The 24689-nt window shown below is 42.1% G+C and carries 19 protein-coding genes and 4 pseudogenes; 7 read left to right on the top strand and 16 right to left on the bottom strand.

Annotated elements, in window-relative coordinates:
* Positions 1–778: 778 nt before the first annotated feature.
* The 4 genes from BXP28_RS04070 to BXP28_RS04055 form a co-directional block, all read right to left on the bottom strand.
* Positions 779–2029, bottom strand: a complete 1251-nt coding sequence (locus tag BXP28_RS04070; protein WP_023484809.1) for an NAD(P)H-hydrate epimerase — start codon at positions 2027–2029, stop codon at positions 779–781.
* Between the two features lie 15 nt (positions 2030–2044).
* On the bottom strand, positions 2045–3004 hold the full coding sequence (locus tag BXP28_RS04065; RefSeq protein WP_024094216.1) for a phosphatidylinositol-specific phospholipase C/glycerophosphodiester phosphodiesterase family protein: 960 nt from the start codon (positions 3002–3004) through the stop codon (positions 2045–2047).
* A gap of 209 nt (positions 3005–3213) precedes the next feature.
* A complete protein-coding gene (locus tag BXP28_RS04060) occupies positions 3214–4302 on the bottom strand; it encodes a M24 family metallopeptidase (protein ID WP_036656585.1) in 1089 nt (362 codons plus the stop codon).
* A 195-nt stretch (positions 4303–4497) separates the two neighbouring features.
* Positions 4498–5496 carry an inorganic phosphate transporter gene (locus BXP28_RS04055; RefSeq protein ID WP_023484806.1) on the bottom strand — a complete coding sequence of 333 codons (999 nt, stop codon included), beginning with the start codon at positions 5494–5496 and terminating at the stop codon, positions 4498–4500.
* Positions 5497–5829: 333 nt separating this feature from the next.
* On the opposite strand from BXP28_RS04055, the pseudogene BXP28_RS04050 reads away from it, so the two are divergent.
* Positions 5830–6383: pseudogene (locus BXP28_RS04050) on the top strand (NAD(P)/FAD-dependent oxidoreductase); the annotation flags it as partial.
* Positions 6384–7163: 780 nt separating this feature from the next.
* On the top strand, positions 7164–7496 hold the full coding sequence (locus BXP28_RS04035; RefSeq protein WP_023484804.1) for a DUF4064 domain-containing protein: 333 nt from the start codon (positions 7164–7166) through the stop codon (positions 7494–7496).
* A gap of 390 nt (positions 7497–7886) precedes the next feature.
* On the opposite strand, the gene BXP28_RS23165 is transcribed toward BXP28_RS04035, so the two are convergent.
* The gene (locus tag BXP28_RS23165; RefSeq protein WP_036654075.1) at positions 7887–8150 is read right to left on the bottom strand and encodes an anthrax toxin lethal factor-related metalloendopeptidase; all 264 of its coding nucleotides are present in this window, start codon (positions 8148–8150) and stop codon (positions 7887–7889) included.
* A gap of 54 nt (positions 8151–8204) precedes the next feature.
* On the opposite strand from BXP28_RS23165, the gene BXP28_RS04025 reads away from it, so the two are divergent.
* Positions 8205–9250, top strand: a protein-coding gene (locus BXP28_RS04025; RefSeq protein WP_104932612.1) for an IS630 family transposase whose coding sequence is annotated in 2 segments (ribosomal slippage) — positions 8205–8708 and positions 8711–9250 — 1044 coding nt in all. Because the reading frame shifts where the segments join, the coding sequence is not laid out codon by codon here.
* A 3-nt stretch (positions 9251–9253) separates the two neighbouring features.
* Here the strand turns inward: BXP28_RS04025 and BXP28_RS04020 are convergent.
* The 4 genes and pseudogenes from BXP28_RS04020 to BXP28_RS23840 all read right to left on the bottom strand — a co-directional run bounded on the left by BXP28_RS04020 (position 9254) and on the right by BXP28_RS23840 (position 13660).
* The gene (locus BXP28_RS04020; RefSeq protein WP_036654074.1) at positions 9254–10294 is read right to left on the bottom strand and encodes an ADP-ribosyltransferase; all 1041 of its coding nucleotides are present in this window, start codon (positions 10292–10294) and stop codon (positions 9254–9256) included.
* Between the two features lie 330 nt (positions 10295–10624).
* Entirely contained in the window at positions 10625–12232 is a 1608-nt protein-coding gene (locus BXP28_RS23850) for an RICIN domain-containing protein (RefSeq protein ID WP_257125665.1), read from the bottom strand.
* Positions 12199–12710 (bottom strand): annotated as a pseudogene (locus tag BXP28_RS23845) (binary toxin-like calcium binding domain-containing protein); the annotation flags it as partial. The gene BXP28_RS23850 and the pseudogene BXP28_RS23845, both read right to left, overlap by 34 nt.
* Positions 12674–13660, bottom strand: a complete 987-nt coding sequence (locus BXP28_RS23840) for a binary toxin-like calcium binding domain-containing protein (RefSeq protein ID WP_235430752.1) — start codon at positions 13658–13660, stop codon at positions 12674–12676. The pseudogene BXP28_RS23845 and the gene BXP28_RS23840, both read right to left, overlap by 37 nt.
* Before the next feature lie 257 nt (positions 13661–13917).
* Here BXP28_RS23840 and BXP28_RS04010 point away from each other — a divergent pair, with 257 nt between their 5' ends.
* Positions 13918–15141: an IS256 family transposase gene (locus tag BXP28_RS04010; protein ID WP_023483236.1), complete on the top strand. Its 1224-nt coding sequence runs from the start codon at positions 13918–13920 to the stop codon at positions 15139–15141.
* A 20-nt stretch (positions 15142–15161) separates the two neighbouring features.
* Here the strand turns inward: BXP28_RS04010 and BXP28_RS04005 are convergent, their stop codons facing one another.
* The 3 genes and pseudogenes from BXP28_RS04005 to BXP28_RS03995 form a co-directional block, all read right to left on the bottom strand.
* The gene (locus tag BXP28_RS04005) at positions 15162–15827 is read right to left on the bottom strand and encodes a hypothetical protein (RefSeq protein ID WP_077584896.1); all 666 of its coding nucleotides are present in this window, start codon (positions 15825–15827) and stop codon (positions 15162–15164) included.
* A 96-nt stretch (positions 15828–15923) separates the two neighbouring features.
* Positions 15924–16316, bottom strand: a complete 393-nt coding sequence (locus BXP28_RS04000) for a hypothetical protein (RefSeq protein ID WP_036654071.1) — start codon at positions 16314–16316, stop codon at positions 15924–15926.
* A 140-nt stretch (positions 16317–16456) separates the two neighbouring features.
* A pseudogene (locus BXP28_RS03995) lies at positions 16457–17681 on the bottom strand (IS256 family transposase).
* A 313-nt stretch (positions 17682–17994) separates the two neighbouring features.
* Between BXP28_RS03995 and BXP28_RS25500 the strand changes: the two are divergent.
* From BXP28_RS25500 to BXP28_RS03980, 3 genes and pseudogenes are all read left to right on the top strand, one after another.
* A pseudogene (locus tag BXP28_RS25500) lies at positions 17995–18424 on the top strand (IS30 family transposase); the annotation flags it as partial.
* Positions 18425–19097: 673 nt separating this feature from the next.
* Positions 19098–19301: a YqaE/Pmp3 family membrane protein gene (locus BXP28_RS03985; RefSeq protein ID WP_036656580.1), complete on the top strand. Its 204-nt coding sequence runs from the start codon at positions 19098–19100 to the stop codon at positions 19299–19301.
* Between the two features lie 201 nt (positions 19302–19502).
* Positions 19503–19934: a universal stress protein gene (locus BXP28_RS03980; protein WP_051427803.1), complete on the top strand. Its 432-nt coding sequence runs from the start codon at positions 19503–19505 to the stop codon at positions 19932–19934.
* A 238-nt stretch (positions 19935–20172) separates the two neighbouring features.
* Here BXP28_RS03980 and BXP28_RS03975 read toward each other — a convergent pair whose 3' ends face one another.
* From BXP28_RS03975 to pduL, 4 genes are all read right to left on the bottom strand, one after another.
* Positions 20173–21474: an LCP family protein gene (locus BXP28_RS03975; RefSeq protein WP_051427802.1), complete on the bottom strand. Its 1302-nt coding sequence runs from the start codon at positions 21472–21474 to the stop codon at positions 20173–20175.
* A 487-nt stretch (positions 21475–21961) separates the two neighbouring features.
* A complete protein-coding gene (locus BXP28_RS03970; RefSeq protein ID WP_172423310.1) occupies positions 21962–22384 on the bottom strand; it encodes a YlbF/YmcA family competence regulator in 423 nt (140 codons plus the stop codon).
* Between the two features lie 31 nt (positions 22385–22415).
* A complete protein-coding gene (gene miaB, locus BXP28_RS03965) occupies positions 22416–23897 on the bottom strand; it encodes a tRNA (N6-isopentenyl adenosine(37)-C2)-methylthiotransferase MiaB (RefSeq protein ID WP_036654069.1) in 1482 nt (493 codons plus the stop codon).
* A 131-nt stretch (positions 23898–24028) separates the two neighbouring features.
* Positions 24029–24598, bottom strand: a complete 570-nt coding sequence (pduL, locus tag BXP28_RS03960) for a phosphate propanoyltransferase (RefSeq protein WP_036654067.1) — start codon at positions 24596–24598, stop codon at positions 24029–24031.
* Positions 24599–24689: the final 91 nt, after the last annotated feature.

The raw sequence follows: 24689 nt of genomic DNA, 5'->3' as shown, positions 1-24689 counted from the left end.
ATGTGCCGGCTCCATTTGACAATTCGTTTTTTTAACTGGAAGCGGTTGTATAAAATGAACCGCTCCCCACTTTATATAACAATCGAGCGAATATGAACGCCTCAAATCCGTTTGAACTTTAACCTATCCATCTTGTTCGCTTTCGAAAAAAATTTATTGGGGAGTGATTCTAAATGGCCACTTTAATTACAAATGGTGCAATGACAACAGGCTCACCTACTATGTTTATCGTAGGGTTCCTTGTTTACCCAGAATATTCCTAAAGGCAATCAATTCGGCATAATTGCCGGATCCAATGTTACCAACAAGTTTTTGTAGGACGAACCCCGGGAGACTGGTACATCCATGTTTCAGTTAATAAGGGAGGAGTAACGGTAAGGCGTGATTGGATATCCGGGTACTTGGATGTAATTCGTATAAACAACCTTGCTCCTAACGAATCCGAGACATTTTCCTTCTTTGCAGTAGTGCCCGCTATGTAACAACTCCGTTTGTTATTGGCGCCCGTATACCATAACGATTTTTTACATTCCTTCAAGCCATTGCAGTAAATAATGTTTTTACGAAAGTTCATGTATCGGGTATTTATGGCGGGGATGAGGCCGAAAACCCATGTAAGTATTTGTGGGAATATAAAAAGGAACCGGCAGCGCATACGGCTCTTTTCGGTAGCCGGACTAGCTGTCGGTTCTTATATAACAATTCATTACATTTTTGATCTTTAGATCATGAATTTGATATCAGAATTTGGAGACTTCATAGTTTTTCTCAAAATCTTCTATAAAGCTTCAATCAGATCACCGGCCAGAAGAGACCCGGGATTGTCCCGGGCAGCTGCTGCCCGGTCTCCGGCAGCACCATGGCGGTATACGCCGAGCACGGCAGCCTCCTCGGCGGAGTGCCCCTGCGCCAACAGGGCACCAATCAGCCCTGCCAGCGCATCCGCATCAACCAGAAGGGGCGAATCCCCCGCCCCTTCCCATATGCGCCGCAGCCAGCCGCTGTCGCCGTCCCATTGGCCCATTCCAGGGCCGATTACCAGGGCGTCCCGCTGCGGCAGAAGATCAAGGAGAGCGTCCGCAGGTACGCTCTCCCAAGCAGCTCCGCCGGTAAGCGGGGCAAGCATGGCTTCGGGAACACGGCCTGCTACGGCGGCACTCATTTCACCTGGCAGAGCCCAGCTTACAAGGCCGCTGCCACCCCGCAGGGCGGCCCGCGTGCAAAGCAGTCCAGCCCCCAGCATACGCCTGCTTCCAGCCGCAATCAGGACATGACCATAGGTACCTTTGTGCGTATCCTCTTCCCGTTTGTCCACCAGGCTTAACTGAAGCCGCTCCTTGAATAGCTCACCTGACACCTCGAATGTTCGGCAACCGGCTTCCCAGGCCAGGCCGGCAGGAATTTGAATCGGATAAACCTTCACCTTCCCCGCATAAGAAGCAGCGGGAAATTGGAGAAGCCCCCGTTTTTTGCAAGCAAAAGTGACCGTTACATCCGCTTTGATACAAGGGGTATAAACGGCTCCCGAATCCACGTTCACCCCGCTTGGTACATCCACTGAAACCACAGGGAGACCACTTTGTTTAACCCATTTGATCAAAGAGGCATATGGTTCTTTGGGATTACCTATGGTTCCTGTTCCAAGCAAAGCATCCACAACTCCGTCCCACTTCCCCCCGGCCTTTTCCTGGAGTAAAGTTGCAAGCGGAATTTCCGGAAGACCAAGTTGATCCACGATGTTTCTTTGGATTAGGGCATCGCCCTGAAGCCGTTCTTTGGGGACAGCATAGACAAGACCGACATCCAGACCCGCTTCTGTCATATGTCGCGCTGCAACCAGACCATCCCCCCCGTTATTCCCTTTACCTGCAAGGACCAGCCATCGTTGTCCGCTTCGCCGGGCCTGCTCCGCCACTTCCGCAGCCACTGCCCTTCCCGCATTTTCCATGAGCAGTAAAGCCGGAATTCCCACTTCACTTATTATTTTTTGTTCCATTCTTCTCATTTCTTCTGCGGTCACCAAATACATGATCGGCCTCTCTTCCTATGACTTCGGCATTATTTTGGTCATCCATCCTACCATATTTTGAACCATCCGTTTGGAAAATCCGGATTTGTCCTCCGCTGTCCGGGCTTGTCTTATCAAGTCCAGTTCAATTTCCTGTTTATATAAGAAATCACTATAAATACCATGTACACCAAGCTTCTTCAGGCGCTGATAATCCTCTACAGAATTAATAGTATGCACATAAACATGAACATGCTGTTCGTTCAGCTTCCTGAGAAATTTGGCATCCGCCCTGTTCTCCGGAATAGCAATCAACGTAAGCTGATATTCCTGCAGTATGCGGAGCGCTTCATCATCGGGGATATCTTCCATATACACGGATAGCATCATTTCCGGAAAAGCGTATACAGATCTGACAATTTGGAGCATGTCTTCACTGTAAATTTCCGGAACAATCCGGTTGAGCACATCCGGATTGATCTCATTGGCCGTTTTTACGATAATCTCGAATTGTTTGCGAATGATATTGGGGTCCGTTTCTTTCGTATCTGTAACCAGATACGTGTCGGGATACATGTACAGCAAACGGATAAGTTCTTTAATCCCCATCGGTTTATATTTCCCCATTATTTTATGTGATTTAAAATCCCGGAAAGGAATCGGGCCTTCTTTCTCATCGTCGGGAAGTGTCGATTGAATGTAATCGGACAAATAAGAATCCCAATCATGGCGCGCTACTAATACCCCATCCGAACTTAGTATCAGATCGGCTTCAAATCTTCTATATCCTTTTTCGTAATTAGCCAAAAAAGCCTCATAAGAATTAGTGGCTGCTTCACCCGAAATGCCTCCTAGGGCATGGGCGATTAACTCCTCGTCAGCAAAAGAGGAGGTTTTTGCAGATTCATCTGCCTGGGATGCCGCTACAGGATTCGTCATACATGCAAAAAGCAAGCAAATTGCCGATATAACGGATATTCTAACTCTGCTGTTCAACCTGGGTTCTCCTTTCCAAAGAATTATCCGGAATGGGCCAATTAGTGCATAATACCTAAATGACATCGTAAACTACAATACTTACTATATATTAGTTATAAAAAACCATCCTTAGAATAAACTTAATTTGTTCTGAATAAAATGCAAAACGAAGGGCAGATTATTTTTGATTTATATGAAATAGAACATGTTTTTTTAAAGGACCCAAATCAGCCGATTACCGTTAATTCCTTAGGAAAAGAAGTCAATACTTCCGGACCGTTTTGGGATATGTAAACATCGTCCTCAATCCGGACTCCGTGAGAATTCGGCACATAAATGCCCGGCTCAATTGTAAAAACCATGCCTTCTACCAAAAATGCCTCAGCCTGAGCATGCAAGGATGGATATTCATGTACATCAAGTCCCAGACCATGACCGACACGGTGGTTAAAGTAAGGGCCATACCCCGCTTTCTCAATTACTCGGCGTGCGGCTAAATCCACACTGGCCAATGTCGCTCCCGCCCTCGATGCTTCAATCCCGGCCAGATTAGCTTGAAGAACTGTCTGATAAATAAGTTCCTGCTCTTTTGAATAGGATTGAACCGCAAATGTCCTGGTAATGTCTGAAGCATATCCTTCCACGTACACTCCAATATCGAACAGAAGAAATTCACCCGCCTGGATCTTTCTTTGTCCTGGATTCCCATGCGGCATTGCTGCTTTCTCACCCGAAAGAACCGAAGAAGCAAAGGAAGGTCCGTCCGCTCCCAGTTTGGTCATCTGGTATTCAAGCTCAGCAACAAGGTCGGTCTCTGTTACTCCTACCTTGACTTGCTTCAAACCGCGGCGGAGTACTTCTTCAATCATGACTACCGCTCTTTTGATCTTAACGATCTCTTCCGGGGATTTGATTAACCTCATCTCCCGAAGTACACTTTCTACATTTACATAAGTTTCCGCACACAGGATGTCCTGTAAAATTTCAAATTGCCGGACGGTCTGATGGTTCTTCTCGATGCCGAGGCGGGAGAGTTTCCCCGGAAGTAAGGAGTGAAGCACTTCATAAGCATTATCCGTATCAGAATGAGTATGAATTGTCCGAATGCATGATGCTGCTTCCGCCGCCTCTTTATCCAGACTGGGAACAAGGAGAAACGGTTCATCCCCACGGGGTATGACGACAGCCAGAAGCCTCTCATGAGGGTCTGATAAATATCCGGTCAGATAATATACATGCCTTGGAAGAGTCACCAGAAGTGCGTCCAATTGCTCCCATTCCATATAATTGCGGAGTCTTTGTATTCGCTCGTTCATCAGCTTCACCTTCACATTTCCATAAATTTGATCTTTTCTAAGCTTACCATGGAAAGACCGGAATCTGAAACATCTCCTTTACCTGTTTCACAGCGTTTTTTCCCCAAAAAAATAACCTGCCCGAAGGGCAGGTGAACTTGGCGAGAAACCCGTTTCGTGGAGAAATAGCCGCATATGCCAGTGGAGTATCCCTGGTTACAATGTGAAAAACAGTACTTTGAATAATAAAAAAGCAATGACAAAGGAAATGGGAATGGTAATAATCCAGGCCAACACCATCTGTTTAACCATACCCCAGCTAACTCCTTTAGGGCGCATTCCGAATCCAGTTCCAACAATCGACGAGGTTATTACATGCGTCGTGGACAAAGGCATATTAAAAAATGTAAATACCTGCAGAATCGTAGTCGCACAAAGGTCGGAAGTAAATCCGTTGATCGGCTGGATTTTCACAATTTTACTACCTACTGTTTTGATAATTCTTCCACCCCCGATAGCTGTTCCGAGTGCAATGGCGGTGGCTGCAATCAGCTTTACCCACAAAGGAACGTGCATCGTCTCCTGAAAGCCGCCCGCAACGAGAGCAAATACAATAATTCCCATAGCTTTCTGGGCATCATTCATACCATGGGAAAAGGCCTGGCCTCCTGCCGTGAAAATTTGCAAAAAGCGGAATACCCGATTGTACCGCCCCTGGGATCTGTTTCCCAATAAATATACAATTCCTTTCATCATATTTATAAACAGCACACCTGCTATAAATCCGATGACTGGTGAGGAGATGAGCACAATGATAATGCTCTTGAACCCCGTCCAGTTAATAGAGGCAAATCCGGATCCGGCAGCGACAGCCCCGGCTAAAGAACCGATTAAAGTGTGTGTCGATGAAGAAGGGATTCCGAAGTACCAGGTAAAAAGATTCCACAAAATCGTGGAGATCAGTGCCGCTATGACGATTTGCATTCCATGCTCTACTTGGAAAGGGTTAGCGATACTCCCGCCAATATTTTTAGCGACCCCTTCAAAAATAAGTGCCCCAATGAAATTGAGAATGGCTGCATAAATAATGGCAACCCTTGGAGATAACGCTTTGGTCGAGATGGATGTAGCTATCGCATTGGCTGTATCATGAAATCCATTGATGAAATCCGAAATCACAGCCAGCACTACAATAATGGAAATAGTGATGATCACACAATGTTCCTCCCAGTATGATGAGAAACGTAAAAATTCGTTTCCAGATTCTTATTCTCTCTATTCCTTTCTCTCTCTATCCTATTATCATAGCACTTTTTTTCTTATGACAAAAAACTCCGAATTTCGACAAATACGTCCGAAATCGATGTAAAAAGGAATTGGCTTTGCCAAGGCGACCCCTATATTCCGTTCTCGTTCGTTTTAATCCAAGGCTTTCGCAAATCCGCCGATTTTCCAATAACTCATAATGAATTTGGTTTCCCCAAAATTATCCTTTATACTGAAATGGAAAGCATAGGCTTATCTCTTAATGAAGAGGAGAGGTTCGACATGTTTGATATCGCTGTAATCGAAGCAGGTCCTGCAGGAGGAAGCGCCGCTCTCTTCGCTGCAAAAGCTGGTAAGAAAACGTTGCTGTTGGATAGTGGAACAAGCATGACCAAACGGGCATGGATGGAAAATCATTACGGTATTGCCGAAGTTTCCGACCTGACCTGATTGAAACCGGCAAAAGACAGGTTGCGAAATTCGGAGCCGAATTAGTGGATGCAAAAGTGACCGCTGTTGAAAAACAGAATGAACATTTTGTCCTCACTACAGAACAAGGCCCGTACGAAGCCATACACGTGATTTTAGCAACAGGGGCTTTAACTGATCTGGCAGAAGCATCGGGAGTAATTACTATACCAGGCACGGAACCGCGAATCAAAAAGGTCGTGAAAACCGATGCCAGCGGAAAAACATCCGTTGCAGGGATATGGGCCGCAGGCACTTGCGCAGGGGTCAGCGTTCATACTATCATCACCTCCGGAGACGGGGCCAAAGTGGCAGTGAATGTAATTAGCGATCTGAATGGCGAACGTTATGTAGACCATGATGTGATAATGTGTAATATCTTTAACGTATTGTTACAAAATGGCGTTACATCAAAGTTTTTCGCTTTTTTCACTGCAATATCTTTATCGAAAAATTACGCTGATTCACCACCTTGCGTTACCTTTTTGTTACCCATTAATATGCATAAAGGCCTTACGGGAAACTCCCCAGAGGCTCTCCTTTTTATATATTTACGATATTCGCTACATGCGACCCATAAGAGTATTGGTTACTGCACCCTTTGGCGGCCCTTCCCAAGCGTTTATGATTTTTATGGATTGTGTATTATCGGCTGCCACTCGATATAACCCTGCTTTTGCAGACCATCTAATGCCTTGAAGATATTACCCACGCGGGCACCTGTCTTCTTTTCCAGTTCCTTGATGTTAGGCATCCTGCGGTTCAATTTTGAGAAGTTATACAAAATGCGGAGTGTCTTTCTTTCCAAGTCAGACAGCATGACGACTCATCACCGGATGCATTGCTAAGATATTTTCAAGCTTAAACGTTCGGACAGATTTACTGAGCATGCAATAGGCCCGCACCATACTCCCATGGATTGACCTAATCTGTAACTTTCTTTGTGTAATTTGCCCTTTCCGATCTAAGTAAATAATTTCAACAGTCTTGCCTACATACTTACCCATTCAGATCAGTCCTTTCTTAGGAACGTTTGTTTTTATTATAAATTAGGAACATACGTTCTAACAAGATGAATATGCTTCCAAAATAAAACAATCCATAGTAAGATTTTGGATAAGGAACGAAGTTTATTGGGGAGGTCTGACATGTTTGTAATGAGCTTGTTGGGTGGTATATTCGGAATTTTAAGTGGTGTTTGGACATTTTACGTAGGTGAAGTTTCCTATAATGTAGGCTTGATTGATGACTCTTTAACGTTAATGGGCATGGGTGCAGTGCTTTGTGGGGCTTTAGGAATTGCCGCGGCTGCTGTTTCGAAGGCTAACCCTCGCGTAGCTGGTGTAATGTGTGCATATGCAGGTATAGGTGGGTTATTCTGTACGGGCATGTTATTCGCTTTACCAGCGGCTCTATTGATTGTCACTGCCTTCTGGGGTGTTTGTCATAAAGAGAAGTCCTTGGAAGGTGATGTTAGATGAAATTCGGTGTACGTAAACCAAACATAAAAAATCACTTTCTGCTCGGACAAGTATAAAACATCAGATTGTACATAAAGCCGGTATAAAAATGCCCCGGGGGTATGAGGCAATCAGAAACCCTAAGAAAGCGGCCAGAAATAAAGTCTATAACAAAACAACAGTAAGCTTCTAGGGTATGATTAAGAAGTTATTTAAGTAAGCCCTTCGGGGCTTTTTATTTTGCATAAAAATAACCTGCCGCAAAGACAGGTTATTGCATCCACTTAAAATTCCGTTTCTCCATATCAACCTTCATGATATCTAAAAACGGAAATTTGGCCTCTTCTTCCACATAAACTCTGCGTGTTGGCCTTGTTTTATCATAACTATCAAATTGATTAAAGCATTTATTTAAGCAGCCTCTGTACTTTCGTCAGGTTGATAGTTCTCAACTAAATTCTTTATAAATTCACATGTTTTTGGTGCTTCCCTTTGTATTTGTTCTCGTATTTGAGGGTATGGTGAGTATAAATAGCCAAAGATCCCCGCGAAAAATTCTTCTGAATCTATTTTGATATAATCCTCGATCGTAATTTTATCCTTTTCTTCTTCATATATTTCGCTAAACTCTTCTTCTATATAAGTTGAATCAATATTCTTAGCAAACCTTGGCAAGGAAAAAGGAACCATTTGTCGAATAAGAAACAGATCAAGAATAGACAAGTGGGGATGACAATGGATAAACATACCGAACTGGCAAAAGTAACGGCAGCCATGCAACAAACCAAAGAGCGCCGAATGTATGAACGCTACCAAGCGATCTATTTGCATTTGAAAGGCACATCCATGAAGGCGATCGCTGACATTTTGAATCGAAACCGAATGACGGTGAGCAGTTACATTCATACGTACGAGAACGGTGGACTGGGAGCCTTGCAAATCAAGCATTCCTCAGGTGCTCCTACTCGGTTGACGAAGCAGCAGCAGGATCGCTTGAAACAAACCGTCGCCTATTCGGTTCCCCATGAGGTCGGCTTTACGGCAAAGCACAACTGGACGCTTGAACTGATTGCCACGTACGTGGAACGCGAATGGGGCCATTGCTATTCGCTCCGAGGCATTTCCAAGGTCATGGAGCGGCTAGGGCTCAGCTATACGAAACCGACCTACACGCTCGCAGCAGCAGATCCCAAGAAACAACGCCATTTCACCGAAACGACCTTTCCTGAACTGAAAAAAAGCTACTGAACGAGGAGATTGATCACTTGCTGTTCGAGGATGAGTCGATGATCCGGGACTACCAGGCGATTCAGAAGACCTGGTTCCTTCGCGGGAAGCAACGCATCATTCCAACCACGGGCAAGCATCGTGGGGTCAAACTGCTGGCCACGGTTGACTATGAAACGGGACACATCGTTTGGCAAGAAGATGAACAGTACACCGCTGAAACGTTTCTTTCCTTTCTTCAAAAGGTCATGGCGACTTATCCAACAGGGAAACTGGCTCTGGTTTTGGACAATGCCCGGATTCATCATGCAAAGCTGCTTCGGCCGTTTCTGGAAGCGCAAAAAAATCGGCTTGAGCTTGTGTACTTGCCTCCATACAGCCCTCAGTTAAATATCGTAGAAGGACTCTGGAAATGGCTCAAGTCCAGTGTGATCAATAACGTATTCTATTCGGCCGTTTCCGAAATCCGTCTGCGTGTCGGGCAATTTATGGATGAAATCATGAAGCATCCTCATGCCATTATTGACCGGCTGTGCGTGCGACTTTGATTGCTATTTTCTTTCGTTCAACTTATATAGAGATATATTATCAAAAAGTAAATGATCTACTGTATGTCCAAATTCATGAAATAACGTATTTATAACTTCATCTTTTTTTAGGATATGGCCTTCATGATTAATTTGAATGGTGAGATTCTTCTTCCTGGGATTATAAAAGCCTAAATCATCAGGGTTTCCATCATAAAAAACCAAACTATTATCAGTAAATATAAACGCTGCGTCTTGATTCATTTTCTCGACACTACTTACCAAAATATTCCTAGGCATATGGCTAATGAACTGTTCAAGAAGTATTTCAGTTCTATGTGCCATAACTGATGAAGCAAAACCATCTATATTGAGTTCTATCGCATTCTGTTCGATCCCTAATTCACTAGTAAATCTATCATTTAAATTTGTTTGAACTGCTTTAATTCTATCCACTACTTTCTTCTTTGATGTCAATTCTCCTTTTACTTTGATAACTTGTCTTCCTTTTTCAGCAATGATTTTCATAGATTTTACTTCAAATCCCTGATTTCGGCCAATAAAAATTTGATCCTCTTCTAAGTATCCCATACTTTCCCCTTTTGGTACTTTTAAGTGCAGTAGCACAGGGTATGATTGATCTCCAGAATGTGGAGTTAAATTTGCATGCATAAAATCATGAATAACTCCGTACTCAAAAGCATTTTCAAATTGACTGTATTGTTCTCTATCTATCGTATTTTTCCCTTTCTCATAGAATGAATCTGGTACGTCCCCCAGCTCTTTACTTACTAAATTCCTATAAACATATATTGAATCATCCAGTTTAGCATCATTAATTTCTAAAGCTTTATCAAGCCTATCTACATTTTTCCGAATAGATGAAATTTTTATAGAGCGACCACGGTTTTTTTCTAAAGTATTATTTACTCTTTGAAAACTAATAGAATCTTCAAGAAGCCTTTTTTCTTCGAGGCCTAATGATTTCTTCCATTTTTCCGATTTTTCTTTAGCCCAATTTTTTGCTTTCTCTCGATCTTTTATAAAATCCTCTAACCTTAACATTTTACACCTCCTAAGGTTTCTTCCGGTTTTGCTTTCTGAAGATGATTCTATCATAAAAATTTTGTTAACTTTGACATTTGAAATAGGGAGGACAAACCATGCTTAGAAGGTTTGTCCTGGAATCATAAAACTTATCCTTAGGTTTTCTCCGAGCTATTACATCCCAAATAAAGGTCAATGGGCTCCCGACTTTGAGAAATTGATAGACTTGTTATTTTATAAGCTCTTCTAGCACCATTATAATTAAAATTCCATTTCTGTTTAATGGCACCATAATTTTGATTTATTTGAATAGGCTCTTTTTCCAAATGAGCTACTTTATATTTGATATTAGCCGTCTTTTAAAGGCCGATCGCTTGGCGGTTCTATTTTCCATTCCTGTGATGGTTTCCCACTTTCCCACCCTGCGCATAGCGGAGTCCTATCAGATGTATTACCATCCTTTAAATCTAGTAAATAGTTTAGATTTTCAACATTTCTAATTTTATAATATCCATCTTTTGTCGACTTCTTTATTTTCCAATATTGATCATTATATCTATGATCTTCATAGCCAATTATTAAATTTCCTGATTTACTTTTCCAAGTCAACAATAGGTTTGGATTTTGAGAACTTTTTATTTTATAAGCTTGTTTACTACTATCATAAACAAAGTTCCACTTTTGATTAATCAAGTCATGATTTTTAAATGCATGAACTATCGCTCCACTTTTGTTTTCAGATAAATCTGCTAGTACATTCGTATCTTTTCTACTTTTAATTTGATATTCGCCATCCGGAAGTACTGGGGCTATTTCCTGAGGAAACTTGAAGTATTGCGATGGTTTGTTTTCATCTAGTGACGCAATTCGAATTGGCCATCCATCTCCTACTTTTTCATCTTTATAAATGTCATATTCTAATACTTTGCTTCTATCCCAAGCACTTATAATTTGATAGCCCATTTGGTTTGGGTTAGTGGATTTTTTCAAATACCAAAATTGAGTTTTGATACTTTCATCTTCTCTAAAACTTAATATTGAATATCCCTTTTGCAATGTCAAAACCTTATTAGTGGACTTAGACGTATCCATAATTTTAAATGATCCATTATTCAAAAATTGAAGTTCTAACTTTTGTTGTTTAGTCCCATCCTTTTTCTTCATAACAGCAATAGGACTATTATTTGTAATTACCATTTCTTCTCCGGAAATTGCACTAATATAGAATCTATCATCAAATCCAACATTTTTAGCATACTCTATATTTTCTTGTTTCAATTTATCTATACCTTTTCCTATTTTTATAATAGAAAGATTATCAATATATACAGAGTCGTTGGTTTCACTCTTAATATGAAGTTTCAAATGCTCTTTCATGTCGTTAAAAAGTATCATCTTCTGATATTTATAGTTTTTACCAATTTCAAAGTTTCCAATTTCTTTAATTTCTTTACTTTCTGTAATATTGACAGTAACATTCCCTGCTTCCTTTCCTTTAACAGCTATTACAATTAAATATATAGCTTTAGGCTCAAGGCTAAAGTTACTATATACACCTTCCTTTTGTGCGGGTATCTCATAACATTGACCTTTATACAAAGCATGTTCTGTATCATAGTTCCCTCCACTCCACATGCCGGATTTCTTGGTGAAGTCATCATATAATACGGGAACATTGATTTGTATATTCATTCCTGGTCGGATGGTCATACCATAAATGGTTTTTATGTCCGGTTTCCTTTCTTGTTCTTCCTTTATCTTTTTATCAAATACAAGATGCACTAGATCAGGACTTATAATATGTTTGATACCTGTTTCTTCATTTATGAAATAAAAATTTTTGTTCTCTTCATCTAAGTACATCCCTATCGATTTTTCCAAGGCTTCTCCCAGTGTCAATTCCGGAGTTCGATCATTGGGATTCAGAGGGTCTTTTGCCGCAATACGCCGTTCCATGAACCGGTTACCCCCATATTAATCAGGATACCAGCCGTCATACTTTCTATTTGCGGCATATAATGAGCCCACTCATTTTCCTCCAGTACTACTTGCCCGCCAGCGGGAGATCTTTTTGCAAATGCTCCCTGAAATTGAGTCGTTTCTAACTTTAATTTTTCTCCCGATTCTAGTCTATCCAATTGATTGATATTAAGAGCAATGGGAGCCGAACTAAACTGATCTATTGTATTTAAAGCCACCCCATGTAAATGTTGTTTAGGATACGTCTGCCCGGGCGTTAAACTAAGCGATCTTTGATTGAGTTGTCCGGTGACGGTAGCAACGGTTTGTCTTCCTAACACTAAATGGTGGTCGGAACCAGGTTATATACCGGGGCTGTTCCCGTATTATAATAGCGTACATTGGCATTCATATAAGCCGATTGTCCGGTGTTTAACTCTAATTGATGCTGCCAATCTTGCCCTGAAGTATTGGAAGAATCAACGGTATGCGTAGAGGAATGGGAATAATGGCCGGTAACGGATGCTGAAAATCCGGAAAAAGAGAAAACCCCGCATTTACATCGATTCCTTCCGTATTAGAGTCGCTAACACTAGAGGAAGTGGACCGGCTAACGGTCTTTCCCTCTGTCGAGCTAATATTTTTATTATTTGAAAGAATCAGTTCTTCCATGCCAACTGTAATACTGGGATATGCCGCAACAAGAGGGTCCCGGGCTGCTTTGTGAATTGTACGGTCAAACGCGCCGCTTGCTTTTTCTAAATCCGAATAGGGATCCCCAGCCGTATGAGATTCATTCGGATTTGAAACAAACTTTTTAAATCCTTGCTTGATTAATTCTTCTTCTTCCTTCGATCCCTTTTTAGGCCAAGGAAAAACGGCTATATTGTTTTTCACATAATATCCGTTGACTTCCCACTCATCACAAATACCATCATCATCGGTATCTAACATAGGCTGTTTATTTTCTTCCGTTCTAGAATCAGTACCCATTGGAAGACTTTCAAAAGAAATGATTTCAGGAATAGAAAAGGTTTCAACCTCAATCTCTTTTGTTTCTTGTTGATTGAAGGTATAGTGCACGTCTAATTGAAGCAGCTCTTCTTGTTCTGTCATCGGATTTCCAAAGTAAGCTACCACGAATGGATAACTTTTTCCTGCTTCTAACTGTATTTCTTGATCCTTAGCATTTTCGCCGTCAATCAGAATATGCGCAAAACAATGAGGATTAATGGTGAATGTATAAACGCCGCTTTCCTTTGGCGTGAAATTAGCTAACCACCGAACAGATTGTATTGTCGTTTTAAAATCAACGCCATCTAATGTTCTGTTATCTAATTTAAACCCATTGATGCCACGTGCCACAACAAAGGCCAGTTCGTTAAAATTGTCTCCGTAGAAGAATTGACCTACAGCTTTTAGCATTTTCTCTTCTGTCTGTATCATGGGGATTTCTCCTTTTCTTTATGTAAAGTAAGTAAATCTCTTTCATTCCGATCAAATGTTGTGATGTTTACCTATTTAATTCTTTCTAATTTAAAAGAATCAATATATCCCCCTTTAGTTGAGTCCGTATAATTGTGTAAAAAGCTAGGTTCCAAAAAATGAAAGGAGCCATATTCATAGCCCTCAGTTAGAATAATGTTGGGACACAAAATTCTAAATATACGAGGTGTTATGAAATGGCTCAATACCAGATTAACGTAGATTCGCAGCTTTTACATCAACTATTTTTGGGAAATTCTCAGGATGCGGGTGTAGCCAAGCTGCTCGAGTCTGTACTGAACCAAGTCTTACAAGCACAGGTGAGTGAACAAGTGGAAGCAGATCGTTATGAACGAACAGAGAATCGAAAAGCGTACCGGAATGGATCGTATCCACATGGGCTGCATACGCGGGTGGGAACCATTACACTAAGTGTTCCGCGCATCCGTGGCGGGAAGTTCACGACAGAGCTCTTTAGTCGTTACCAGAGAAGTGAACAAGCGTTAATCTTAGCGATGATGGAAATGGTCGTAAACGGCGTCTCTACGCGTAAAGTCTCGCAAGTAACCGAAGAACTCTGCGGAACCGAGTTTTCTAAATCCACTGTTTCAGACCTTTGTAAGCGGCTGGATCCCATCGTAACTGCTTGGAATAATCGAAGCCTGGCAGACAGCCTCTTTCCGTTTGTTCTCGTAGATGCGATGTATCTCAAGGTCCGTGAAGACGGTCGTGTACGCTCACGAGGCATCATGATTGCCATTGGTGTAAACACCGAGGGCTATCGTGAAGTCCTTGGCCTGATGCTGGGTGACACAGAATCTGAAGCAAGCTGGAGTGAGTTTTTCAGCTCTCTAAAAGGACGTGGATTACGAGGTGTGGATCTCATTACCTCCGACGATCATGGCGGCCTTGTACGCGCGGTACGGCAGCAGCTGCAAGGGGTAACATGGCAGCGATGCCAGACTCACTTCACGCGAAATGTATTAGAAGCCTCACCCAAAGCCTTGAAGGATGAGATCCATGGCCGTCTACGGTCGATTCTAGATGCTCCTGATACTGGAACGGCAAGGTTTTTATTAAAACAGACCTTAGCGGCTTATGAAGATAAGGCGGGTAAGGCGATGGGCGTGCTGGAAAGCGGATTTGACGATGCTACCGCCGTCTTAATGCTGCCAGAGCGTTACCGAAAACGGCTGCGCACGACAAATAGCGTTGAGCGTCTCAACGAAGAGGTTAGACGCCGGGAACGTGTCATTCGCATCTTCCCAAACCGTGAATCCGTGATTCGTCTTATTGGTGCTCTATTGATGGAACAGGATGAAAAATGGGCAGCCGGCAAGAAATATCTCGACATGACCGAGTACATGGAATGGCGGAAGGATCGGCCAAAGTCCGATGCCAAAGTGACTCGCATTATGTAGCACAGTCTAGCTGAGGGAATTTACACACAAATTTGGACTTGATCTCCCCCTTTGTCGCGGAAGTTAGCAAAAAATTCAAATGTCAGATTTTCTTCGCCGTCCCCTACAGTAAATTCCTTACTCACTTCTTTGAATCCCTTATCTACGGACGGTAAGTCATACGAGTTTGAAGAAAAGATTTCTCTTTTTTTCGAGGGACTGTTATCTTCAGGTATCAATGAAAGTGCCATTTTATCCCTTGTACTTAAAACATCTGGTTTGATAAAAGCCGTAAATTTGTATGTGGCTCCTTTTTCTAAGCTATAATTTTTTAAAGCCTTAATTGAATCATTAGAATAAATAACGTGGTCGTCTGTCAGACTATTGTCTGGGTCTCTAACAATCTTCCATTGATTTGCAGAAGTAAACTTCCACCCCCTAAGATCATTATTTTTCCAAGTACTCTTATCTACAGCATTGACTACGATATCAAGTATAAGGTTATGTTCTTTATCTGTTTTATCTTCTTCTCCGTATTCGTCCCATGCATGGATTGTAGCGGTGTGCTTACCCAAACCATTAGAATTAAAATTTGGTTTATTTATAAATTCTGCTTCCACTTTGCCAGCACTACTTATTACTTCAAAAAAATCCGTAGCGTTTATATCCGAATCGAGGTTTATTTCGCAATTTGTCTTAGGATTCACCTGTAATTTTGGTGCTTCCTCAAATTGGTCAAACTCTACATCTGCAGTAACCTCTGTATCTCCTTTGACATCCTCATAACGTGTCCATATTTCACGTCAATCCACTGGAGCGTCAGGGAGATCTGGATCCCAATCATCACAGTGAACTGTATAATTCTCTTTATAAAAATCATATGAAGTTTTCAATGTTATGTTTAAATTTCCGGTTAATTTCCCATTTTTAATTCTTTCAATTGTTAATTCCTTAGTGGAAGGATTATATGATACATTTAAATTGGGATCACCACCATTCTCTCTAAAACTTTTAATAACATAATTCCCAGACAAAAAGGCTTGAACATTATCATTCCAATTACGATATAGATGATGTTCGTTGGGGAATTTTTCTATTATTTTACTACCTTTTAAGTAGCCTAGTTTAAAATCTAGATTTTTAAAATATACCTCCAATTCCCTTTTAAAATGCGCCGCAATGCTAGATTTCGCCATTTAATTTTCCTCCTTGTTATTTTTAGTTTTCGGGTCTTTCCCCTTGGCCCAGTCAATTTTTGGGTAGCCACTTTTCTTTGCTTTTTAAAAACTCCCGATCAAGTCCAAATTTGTGTGTAAATTCCCTCAGCTAGACTGTGCTACATAATGCGAGTCACTTTGGCATCGGACTTTGGCCGATCCTTCCGCCATTCCATGTACTCGGTCATGTCGAGATATTTCTTGCCGGCTGCCCATTTTTCATCCTGTTCCATCAATAGAGCACCAATAAGACGAATCACGGATTCACGGTTTGGGAAGATGCGAATGACACGTTCCCGGCGTCTAACCTCTTCGTTGAGACGCTCAACGCTATTTGTCGTGCGCAGCCGTTTTCGGTAACGCTCTGGCAGCATTAAGACGGCGGTAGCATCGTCAAATCCGCTTTCCAGCACGCCCATCGCCTTACCCGCCTTATCTTCATAAGCCGCTAAGGTCTGTTTTAATAAAAACCTTGCCGTTCCAGTATCAGGAGCATCTAGAATCGACCGTAGACGGCCATGGATCTCATCCTTCAAGGCTTTGGGTGAGGCTTCTAATACATTTCGCGTGAAGTGAGTCTGGCATCGCTGCCATGTTACCCCTTGCAGCTGCTGCCGTACCGCGCGTACAAGGCCGCCATGATCGTCGGAGGTAATGAGATCCACACCTCGTAATCCACGTCCTTTTAGAGAGCTGAAAAACTCACTCCAGCTTGCTTCAGATTCTGTGTCACCCAGCATCAGGCCAAGGACTTCACGATAGCCCTCGGTGTTTACACCAATGGCAATCATGATGCCTCGTGAGCGTACACGACCGTCTTCACGGACCTTGAGATACATCGCATCTACGAGAACAAACGGAAAGAGGCTGTCTGCCAGGCTTCGATTATTCCAAGCAGTTACGATGGGATCCAGCCGCTTACAAAGGTCTGAAACAGTGGATTTAGAAAACTCGGTTCCGCAGAGTTCTTCGGTTACTTGCGAGACTTTACGCGTAGAGACGCCGTTTACGACCATTTCCATCATCGCTAAGATTAACGCTTGTTCACTTCTCTGGTAACGACTAAAGAGCTCTGTCGTGAACTTCCCGCCACGGATGCGCGGAACACTTAGTGTAATGGTTCCCACCCGCGTATGCAGCCCATGTGGATACGATCCATTCCGGTACGCTTTTCGATTCTCTGTTCGTTCATAACGATCTGCTTCCACTTGTTCACTCACCTGTGCTTGTAAGACTTGGTTCAGTACAGACTCGAGCAGCTTGGCTACACCCGCATCCTGAGAATTTCCCAAAAATTAGTTGATGCAAAAGCTGCGAATCTACGTTAATCTGGTATTGAGCCATTTCATAACACCTCGTATATTTAGAATTTTGTGTCCCAACATTATTCTAACTGAGGGCTATGAATATGGCTCCTTTCATTTTTTGGAACCTAGCTTTTTACACAATTATACGGACTCAACTAAAACTCCCCATCCTTTCAAACAAAGTATATATCTAATTCTTTTAAAACAAGCATATATTTTTTCACCCATCGACGAAAAAAATGTATTGAAAACGCTGGATTGTAAAATGAATTGCGATACCTAAAAAATAAAAGGCCCATGCGAGTTTCGTGTAAAATGAAGTTGCGCTACCAATCATTCACACAGGAGAAACTAACTTTGGTCACTGGGAACTCGATACCGTGGTGTCCAGACGAGGAAAGAGCAAGGCTTGCGCAGCCACCTTTGTGGAACGTAAAACTCGGATGTATATCGCCCTCACAATGCCCGATCGAATCGCCCATTCTAAGGAAGTAGCCTTTGTTGTTCTCGCCAGCCAGTATCCGGCTTCAGCGGTGCTAACGGCCACAGCAGACCGCGGGAAAGAATTTGCCTGTTATGCCCCAGTCTGGAACATTTCCACGGCGTGCAGGTATATTTCGAGATCCGTATTCGTCCTGAGAGCGCGGCACCAACGAAAACAGCAACGGCCTTCTTAGGGAGTTCTTTCCCAAAGGCCATGATTTTGCGGAGGTTACAGATGAACAACTTGCCAATGCGATTTATTTGATCAACCACCGTCCCCGCAAATGCCTCGGCTAGAGGTCGGCTTACGAAGCCTTCATGGCTGAGTTGTCGCACCTAGCTTGGCAATCCATCACACAAAAATAACCCGCCGCAAAGACAGGTTTACTACATCGTCCTAATATTCCGTTTTTATATTGTCACCCGCATATCTTTCCCCACACACTGTTTAAACCCAAAGAGATCGAGAAATAATAACCAATAAAATAAACAGGACTAAGATGGCTCCTGTACTCGTAAATCCCCCATAACTTGAGGTTCCAGCACCGCATCCTCCATACGACATAAGTAACACTCCCTTCCTTTAGGTTCAATATATTCTATGGCGGAAATCAGAGCATGCTTGGACTATTGTAGCCTATCTTAGAAATAGGCTGCAAGGGATTGTAGGGAGTCGTAAGGTATGCTACTAAACCAAGGGAAGTCTTATTCAAAAAGAAGATAGATGCGAATCTATTTTCTATAAAGTCAGTAAAAGAGCCTGAAACTACTCTTCATAACTTTCAAGTATGAAGTATCTATATAAGTTGAACTAAAGAAATCAGGATCAAAACCTGATACAGAGACGATCAATAATTGAATCGGGGCTTTTCATTATTTCGTCCATAAACTGTCCGACGTTCTTGCAGATTTCGGTAACGGTGTGAAAGAACACGTTGTTAATCACATCGGATTTCAGCCATTTCCAGATATGTATCTTCTAGCTATAATTTGTCCTCCGCTCGCTGTTTTGTTTTCTGGAAAGTCAGGACAGGCAATTGTAAATGTATTACTATGGATTTTAGGAGTAGTTCCAGGGGTTGTTCACGCTATCTTTGTTGTAAACGAGAAGAAAGCCAACGATAGAATGATGAAGCAAGCACAATTAATGAGCATGATGAATAATAGACAGTGAAGTTTTCGCATCATTGATGATCAGTTGCTACGGAGGTTCAGCACTTTTGACAAAGAGAAAGGTATTGCTGTACTAAAAGAAATTTATGAACAAACCGAAAAGCCTGATGTGTAACACCCATTTATTCCCCTGCTCCGGACCGTTTAGGAAGCAGCAGAGCTGTTTAATATAGGAACAAACAAATATTGCGAGGTGTTAATTATGTTTTCTCATATTCTAACCGCTTATGACGGTTCAGAATCCGCTGTAAAAGCTTTGAAACATGCCTCATCTTTATTAAGACAAGAGTCCCAAGCCAAGCTCACAGTCCTGCATGTCTTTAACTTCCCTAATGTCGTTATTGGAGAAGCAATTATTCCCCCGTCTACCGAAGCTAAGAAAAAATCCTACGATGAGGCCCAATCCTTATTGGAAGAAGCCAAAAAACTCGCTCCGCCCGTTTCAAACGAAATTCAGTGGCTTATAGCCGAAGGCGATCCGGCTTCAACCATTTTAAGCTATGCCGAAGAAATAGAGGCAGATTTAATTGTACTTGGCAGCCGGGGTCTCGGGGAATGGAAAGAACTGATGCTCGGAAGTGTCAGCCATCATGTGGTGCAGCATGCACAAGTTCCTGTGCTTATTGTCAAATAAAACTACATAGAAGCTGAGGCGTCTTGTTTGCCCGGCCCGGTTCCGGTCATAAAAGAAAACGGCACTTTTGAAGTGCCGTTTTCTGTATGTTTCCAGTTTATTTTTAAGTCCTGATTCTTCGTATTCTTTAACCCGCAGAATTACTTTCCATGCTTGTTGCCCGGTGCAGGGCTGGTGGAAGTATTCCCGTTTTCCTTATCTCCAACTGCCTTTGATCCATCTTTGTCCCGGATGATGCCTAATCTACTTTAGGAACTCTATCGTCTGCTTCCACTCCGGAGGATCCCTGGTTCGAGTTAGATTTAGAGTTGGATTTCAGGTTATTTGTGGATCTAGGCGTTGGAGTTGCTTTTGATCCGGAACCTGTCGAGCTTTTTTCCTTAGATTTGGAAGAAGCGTCGGTATTTTTGTTCGAACTTTGCGATTTGGACGAATTCGAATCAGATGAAGCATTATTTCCGGATGAACGATAATTCGATTTCATATCGGTACCTAAGCGGGTCTTTGGATCTATCGTTGGGTTAGGATTTGCCGCTGTTCGCATTCGTTCTATTTTTAATGCTCTCTTCGCATTCTCCCATTCCTCATCCGGAATTACCATAAATGGACTAACCCATTCTCCATTTAAGCCTATGAAATTAATTTTTCCACGATCGATGTTCATATAGGACAGAATCAATTGTTTCAAATTATCCGGAGAAATGTCCGTCTCCAAGTTATCCCCTACCACATTCAGAATATCAGTTACTTTGGTTACCATATCAAAAGATTTTAATTTGCTGAATAATTGATCCAGTACTTCCTGTTGGCGCAAATTACGGTCATAATCAGTTGACTCTTTAGTACCGCAATTGGATTTGCGGTAGCGAACATAATCAAGTGTTGCTGCGCCGTCCAGGTGCTGCTGCCCGGCTTTAAGGTTGATGTTGGTGCCATCTGTTGAATCCTGATAACACATATCCATCTTTACATTGACGTCGATTCCGCCGAGCACATCAATTGCTTCACGGAACCCCTGGAAATCTACCGTTACCATGTAATCAATCGGGATACCTAATTTGTTGCTCCAAAATTCTTTCGTTTTCGGAAAAGCATGTTCTTTATCAACAATATAGTAATGAGGGAAAACATAATTGGATTTTCTCGAATTCCCGTCAAAAGTAATCTCCATATCTCTAGGGACAGAAACTAGAGTAGCTGATTTCGTAATCGGATTTAAGGTAAACGGCATAATCACGTCACTGTTAAGCGTTTCTCCATCTCCCCGGGCATCAATGCCCATCAGCAAAATAGTGATCGGCTCGGTAGCCACCGGAATAGAAGCAGCGTTAGCGGTTTTTCCGTTAGATCCGGAAATTTTATTCAAGGTTTGGTCAAATTTAGAATAAAGAAAACCAGCGTATGTACCGGCCCCGCCTAAAAAAAGTAAAAATACGACAAGAACGGATACCCATATTTTTTTCGGTTTCGACCATTTTTTCTTTTTGGATTTTCTGCTTATAGAAGTCGGATCATGTGTAGTAATTTCGGAATTGGACATAGCTGCCACCTCATTTTCTTGACTAAGCTTGCATTGCATAAATCGTACGGATGTTGTTTTCTGGCAAAAAGACATTCTTACTATAGGTCAAATGTTCTTTATTTGGGTTACTAAAAAGTTACAAGCTTCTCTACCAATTTCTCTTTGATGCAATACTTTATTCATATTACGGGATGTTTATACAGATTGCAAATTTCATGTCGATATTAATTGAATCAAGTTCATAACTAGATTTTCATCCGGCCGAATACAAGATATAGATCAATCTAAACCGGATTTATCAACATCTTCAGCATGAAGTGGTATTCCCCAATCAGTGTTCACAGTTGTAGAACGGAATGGCTTTAGTATATAAAATTTTTCTATCAATTTTTATATTATAAATGAATTATTTTATTTACCCTTTGTTTTTTAACCGAAAAAAACACCCTGCTTGTCCGGGACATGTAGGCCTGAACAAACAAGGTGTACTTGGTTGTTTTGTATCTTAAGCTCCAGATTCCACGTTGATCTTTTCAGATATGGTATCCTTAATAACATCCATAACAAGCTGCAGTAAATAGTTAATATCCTGCTGGGTTTGTTTGAATTCACTTACGATGGGGATCTCATCCAGCTCGTCTTGCAGCACTTCTATCTCGCCCTCGATTTTGGAGACCATTTTATCATTTTGAAAAGATTCAAACGCAACAATCTCTTTTTGCTTTTTTTTGATTGCCGAGATTAAGGATTGAACATGTTCATTTTTCGCAATCTGGCGTTCTGCTTTCTGGTAAAACTGTACCTCCCGGGAAGTGGTAAGCAGTTCAGCCAATTCTTTTGCTTTTTTCAAAATATCTTCTCTGACAATCATTTCGGTATTCGTGAAATGCTTGATTGGACATGGCATAGGTTGATGATGATCCGACATCTTTAAACACTCTCCCGACGTTTGAACGTTTTTAGACAGACATTTGCAGCGGGGCTTCCACAATTTCCCCTTTGAGAAGCCACGTTTGCGGTTCCGTGATTTTTACATGTACAAATTCGCCGATTAAGTCTTTGGACCCTTCAAAGTGAACCAGTTTGTTTGTCCGGGTCCGACCGGAAAGCACTTTCGCATTCTTTTTGCTTTGGCCTTCGACCAGGACTTCCAGCACTTGGCCTTTCAATTCCCAGTTGCTTTCTTTACTGAATTCTGCCAACACTTCATTTAAACGGGCAAGACGTTCCTTCTTCACTTCCATAGGAATGTTGTCCTCCATAGAAGCAGCAGGTGTACCTTCCCGCGGAGAATAAATAAAAGTAAAGGCTGAATCATATTTTACTTCTTTTACCAAGGATAACGTATCCTCAAACTGTTCGTCTGTTTCCCCCGGGAATCCGACGATGATATCCGTAGTCAGCACGGCATCCGGAATGGCCTCTTTTATTTTGCCTACCAGTTCCAGGTACCGCTCCCGGGTATATTTCCGGCTCATCTTCTTCAGAATCTCGGTATTCCCGGATTGAACCGGCAGATGGATATGCTCCATCAAATTGCCTTTCTTCGCCAGCACTTCAATCAGACGATCGTCAAAATCCCGTGGATGGGAGGTTGTAAATCTTACCCTCGGAATGTCAATTTTACGGATATCATCCATTAAATCGCCAAACGTATATTCGATGTCGTCAAAATCTTTTCCATATACATTTACGTTTTGTCCAAGTAATGTTATCTCTTTGAATCCCTGACGGGCCAGTTCCCTAACTTCCTGAATTACATCTTGGGGTCTGCGGCTTCGTTCCTTACCTCGGGTGTATGGTACGATGCAGTAGGTGCAAAACTTGTCACAACCATACATGATGTTCACCCAAGCCCGCATCCCTCCCCGTTTCATGGGGAGATTTTCGATAATGTCCCCTTCTTTAGACCAGACTTCCACAACCATCTCTTTGCTGAAATAAGCATCCTGCAAAAGAAAAGGCAGCCTGTGTATGTTATGGGTACCGAAAATCAGATCTACGAATGCATGCTTTTGAAGAATCCGGTTGATAACCGCCTCCTCCTGGGACATACATCCGCAAACTCCCAGGATCAGATTCGGTTTTTCCGTTTTCAAGGTTTTAAGATGGCCCAATTCGCCGAATACCTTGTCCTCGGCATTTTCCCTGATAGCACAAGTATTCAGCAAAATGACGTCCGCTTGATACTTGTCTTCTGTAGAGCGGTAACCCATTTGCTCAAGAAGGCCTTTCATTGTCTCAGTATCGTGCTCGTTCATCTGACAGCCGTAAGTGCGGATCAGATAATGCTTTCCGTTCCCGAGCCCTTTGAGTTCGACCGGGATCTCAAAATCATAATGGACTTGTATACTTTCTTTACCTCTCTTTTTTGCGTCCTTAAGAGAGGGAGGTTGAAAATATATAGAAAAATCCTTTTCGGATTTCACTTGCTGAGACATGTGCTCATTCCTCCTGAACATAAAATACTGTTAGTGATCGTATCTTTCATTATACCATCAGTATCGTCTACAGATCAAAAGGAAAAAGGGGCACACCAAGCAAATTTTTCCTCCACATTAGCCGAAGTTAATTAGCCGATAATTTCTGCGGGATCACCGGTCTTGACGGCTGCTGCATTTCCTTCGTCGGTATCAATATGCATGTCAAGTGCAAATTGATCAGATACACGGGCAATGACATTTTCAAAAATGACCGGACGTTCACTGTTTACTTTCACTTTCAACAGCTGTTTGTCTTGAATTCCCCATTTAGCCGCATCATCTGTATGAAAATGAATATGACGGGCAGCTACAATAACCCCTTTATCTAATTCAACCTCACCTTTAGGTCCTATTACTTTAATCCCCGGAGTCCCTTCAATGTCTCCAGACTCACGAACAGGCGCAGGAACGCCGATAGAGAAAGCATCGGTACGGGATATTTCCAATTGCGATGCCTTGCGCGCTGGTCCCAGGATACGGACTTTAGGGAAGGTCCCCTTAGGTCCGGCAACAGCTACGGTCTCTTCAGAAGCAAACTGCCCAGGCTGGGACAGGTCCTTCATAGGGGTTAACTGATGGCCTTCGCCAAACAGGATTTCAATATGTTCTTGTGTTAAGTGAATATGACGTGCAGAAATGCCTACAGGTACTTGTTTCATAAAACTTTTCCACCCTTCCATATATATTTTGTCTATGTGTTATGAAAAAGCCCTTCAATAGTTTACCCCTATTTGCGACAAAAGTAAAAGG

Origin of the sequence: Paenibacillus larvae subsp. larvae, from assembly GCF_002003265.1 — a bacterium.
Lineage (GTDB): Bacteria > Bacillota > Bacilli > Paenibacillales > NBRC-103111 > Paenibacillus_H > Paenibacillus_H larvae.
The sequence above is the reverse complement of the archived record's forward strand: the minus strand, read 5'-3'. Positions and strand labels throughout refer to the sequence as shown.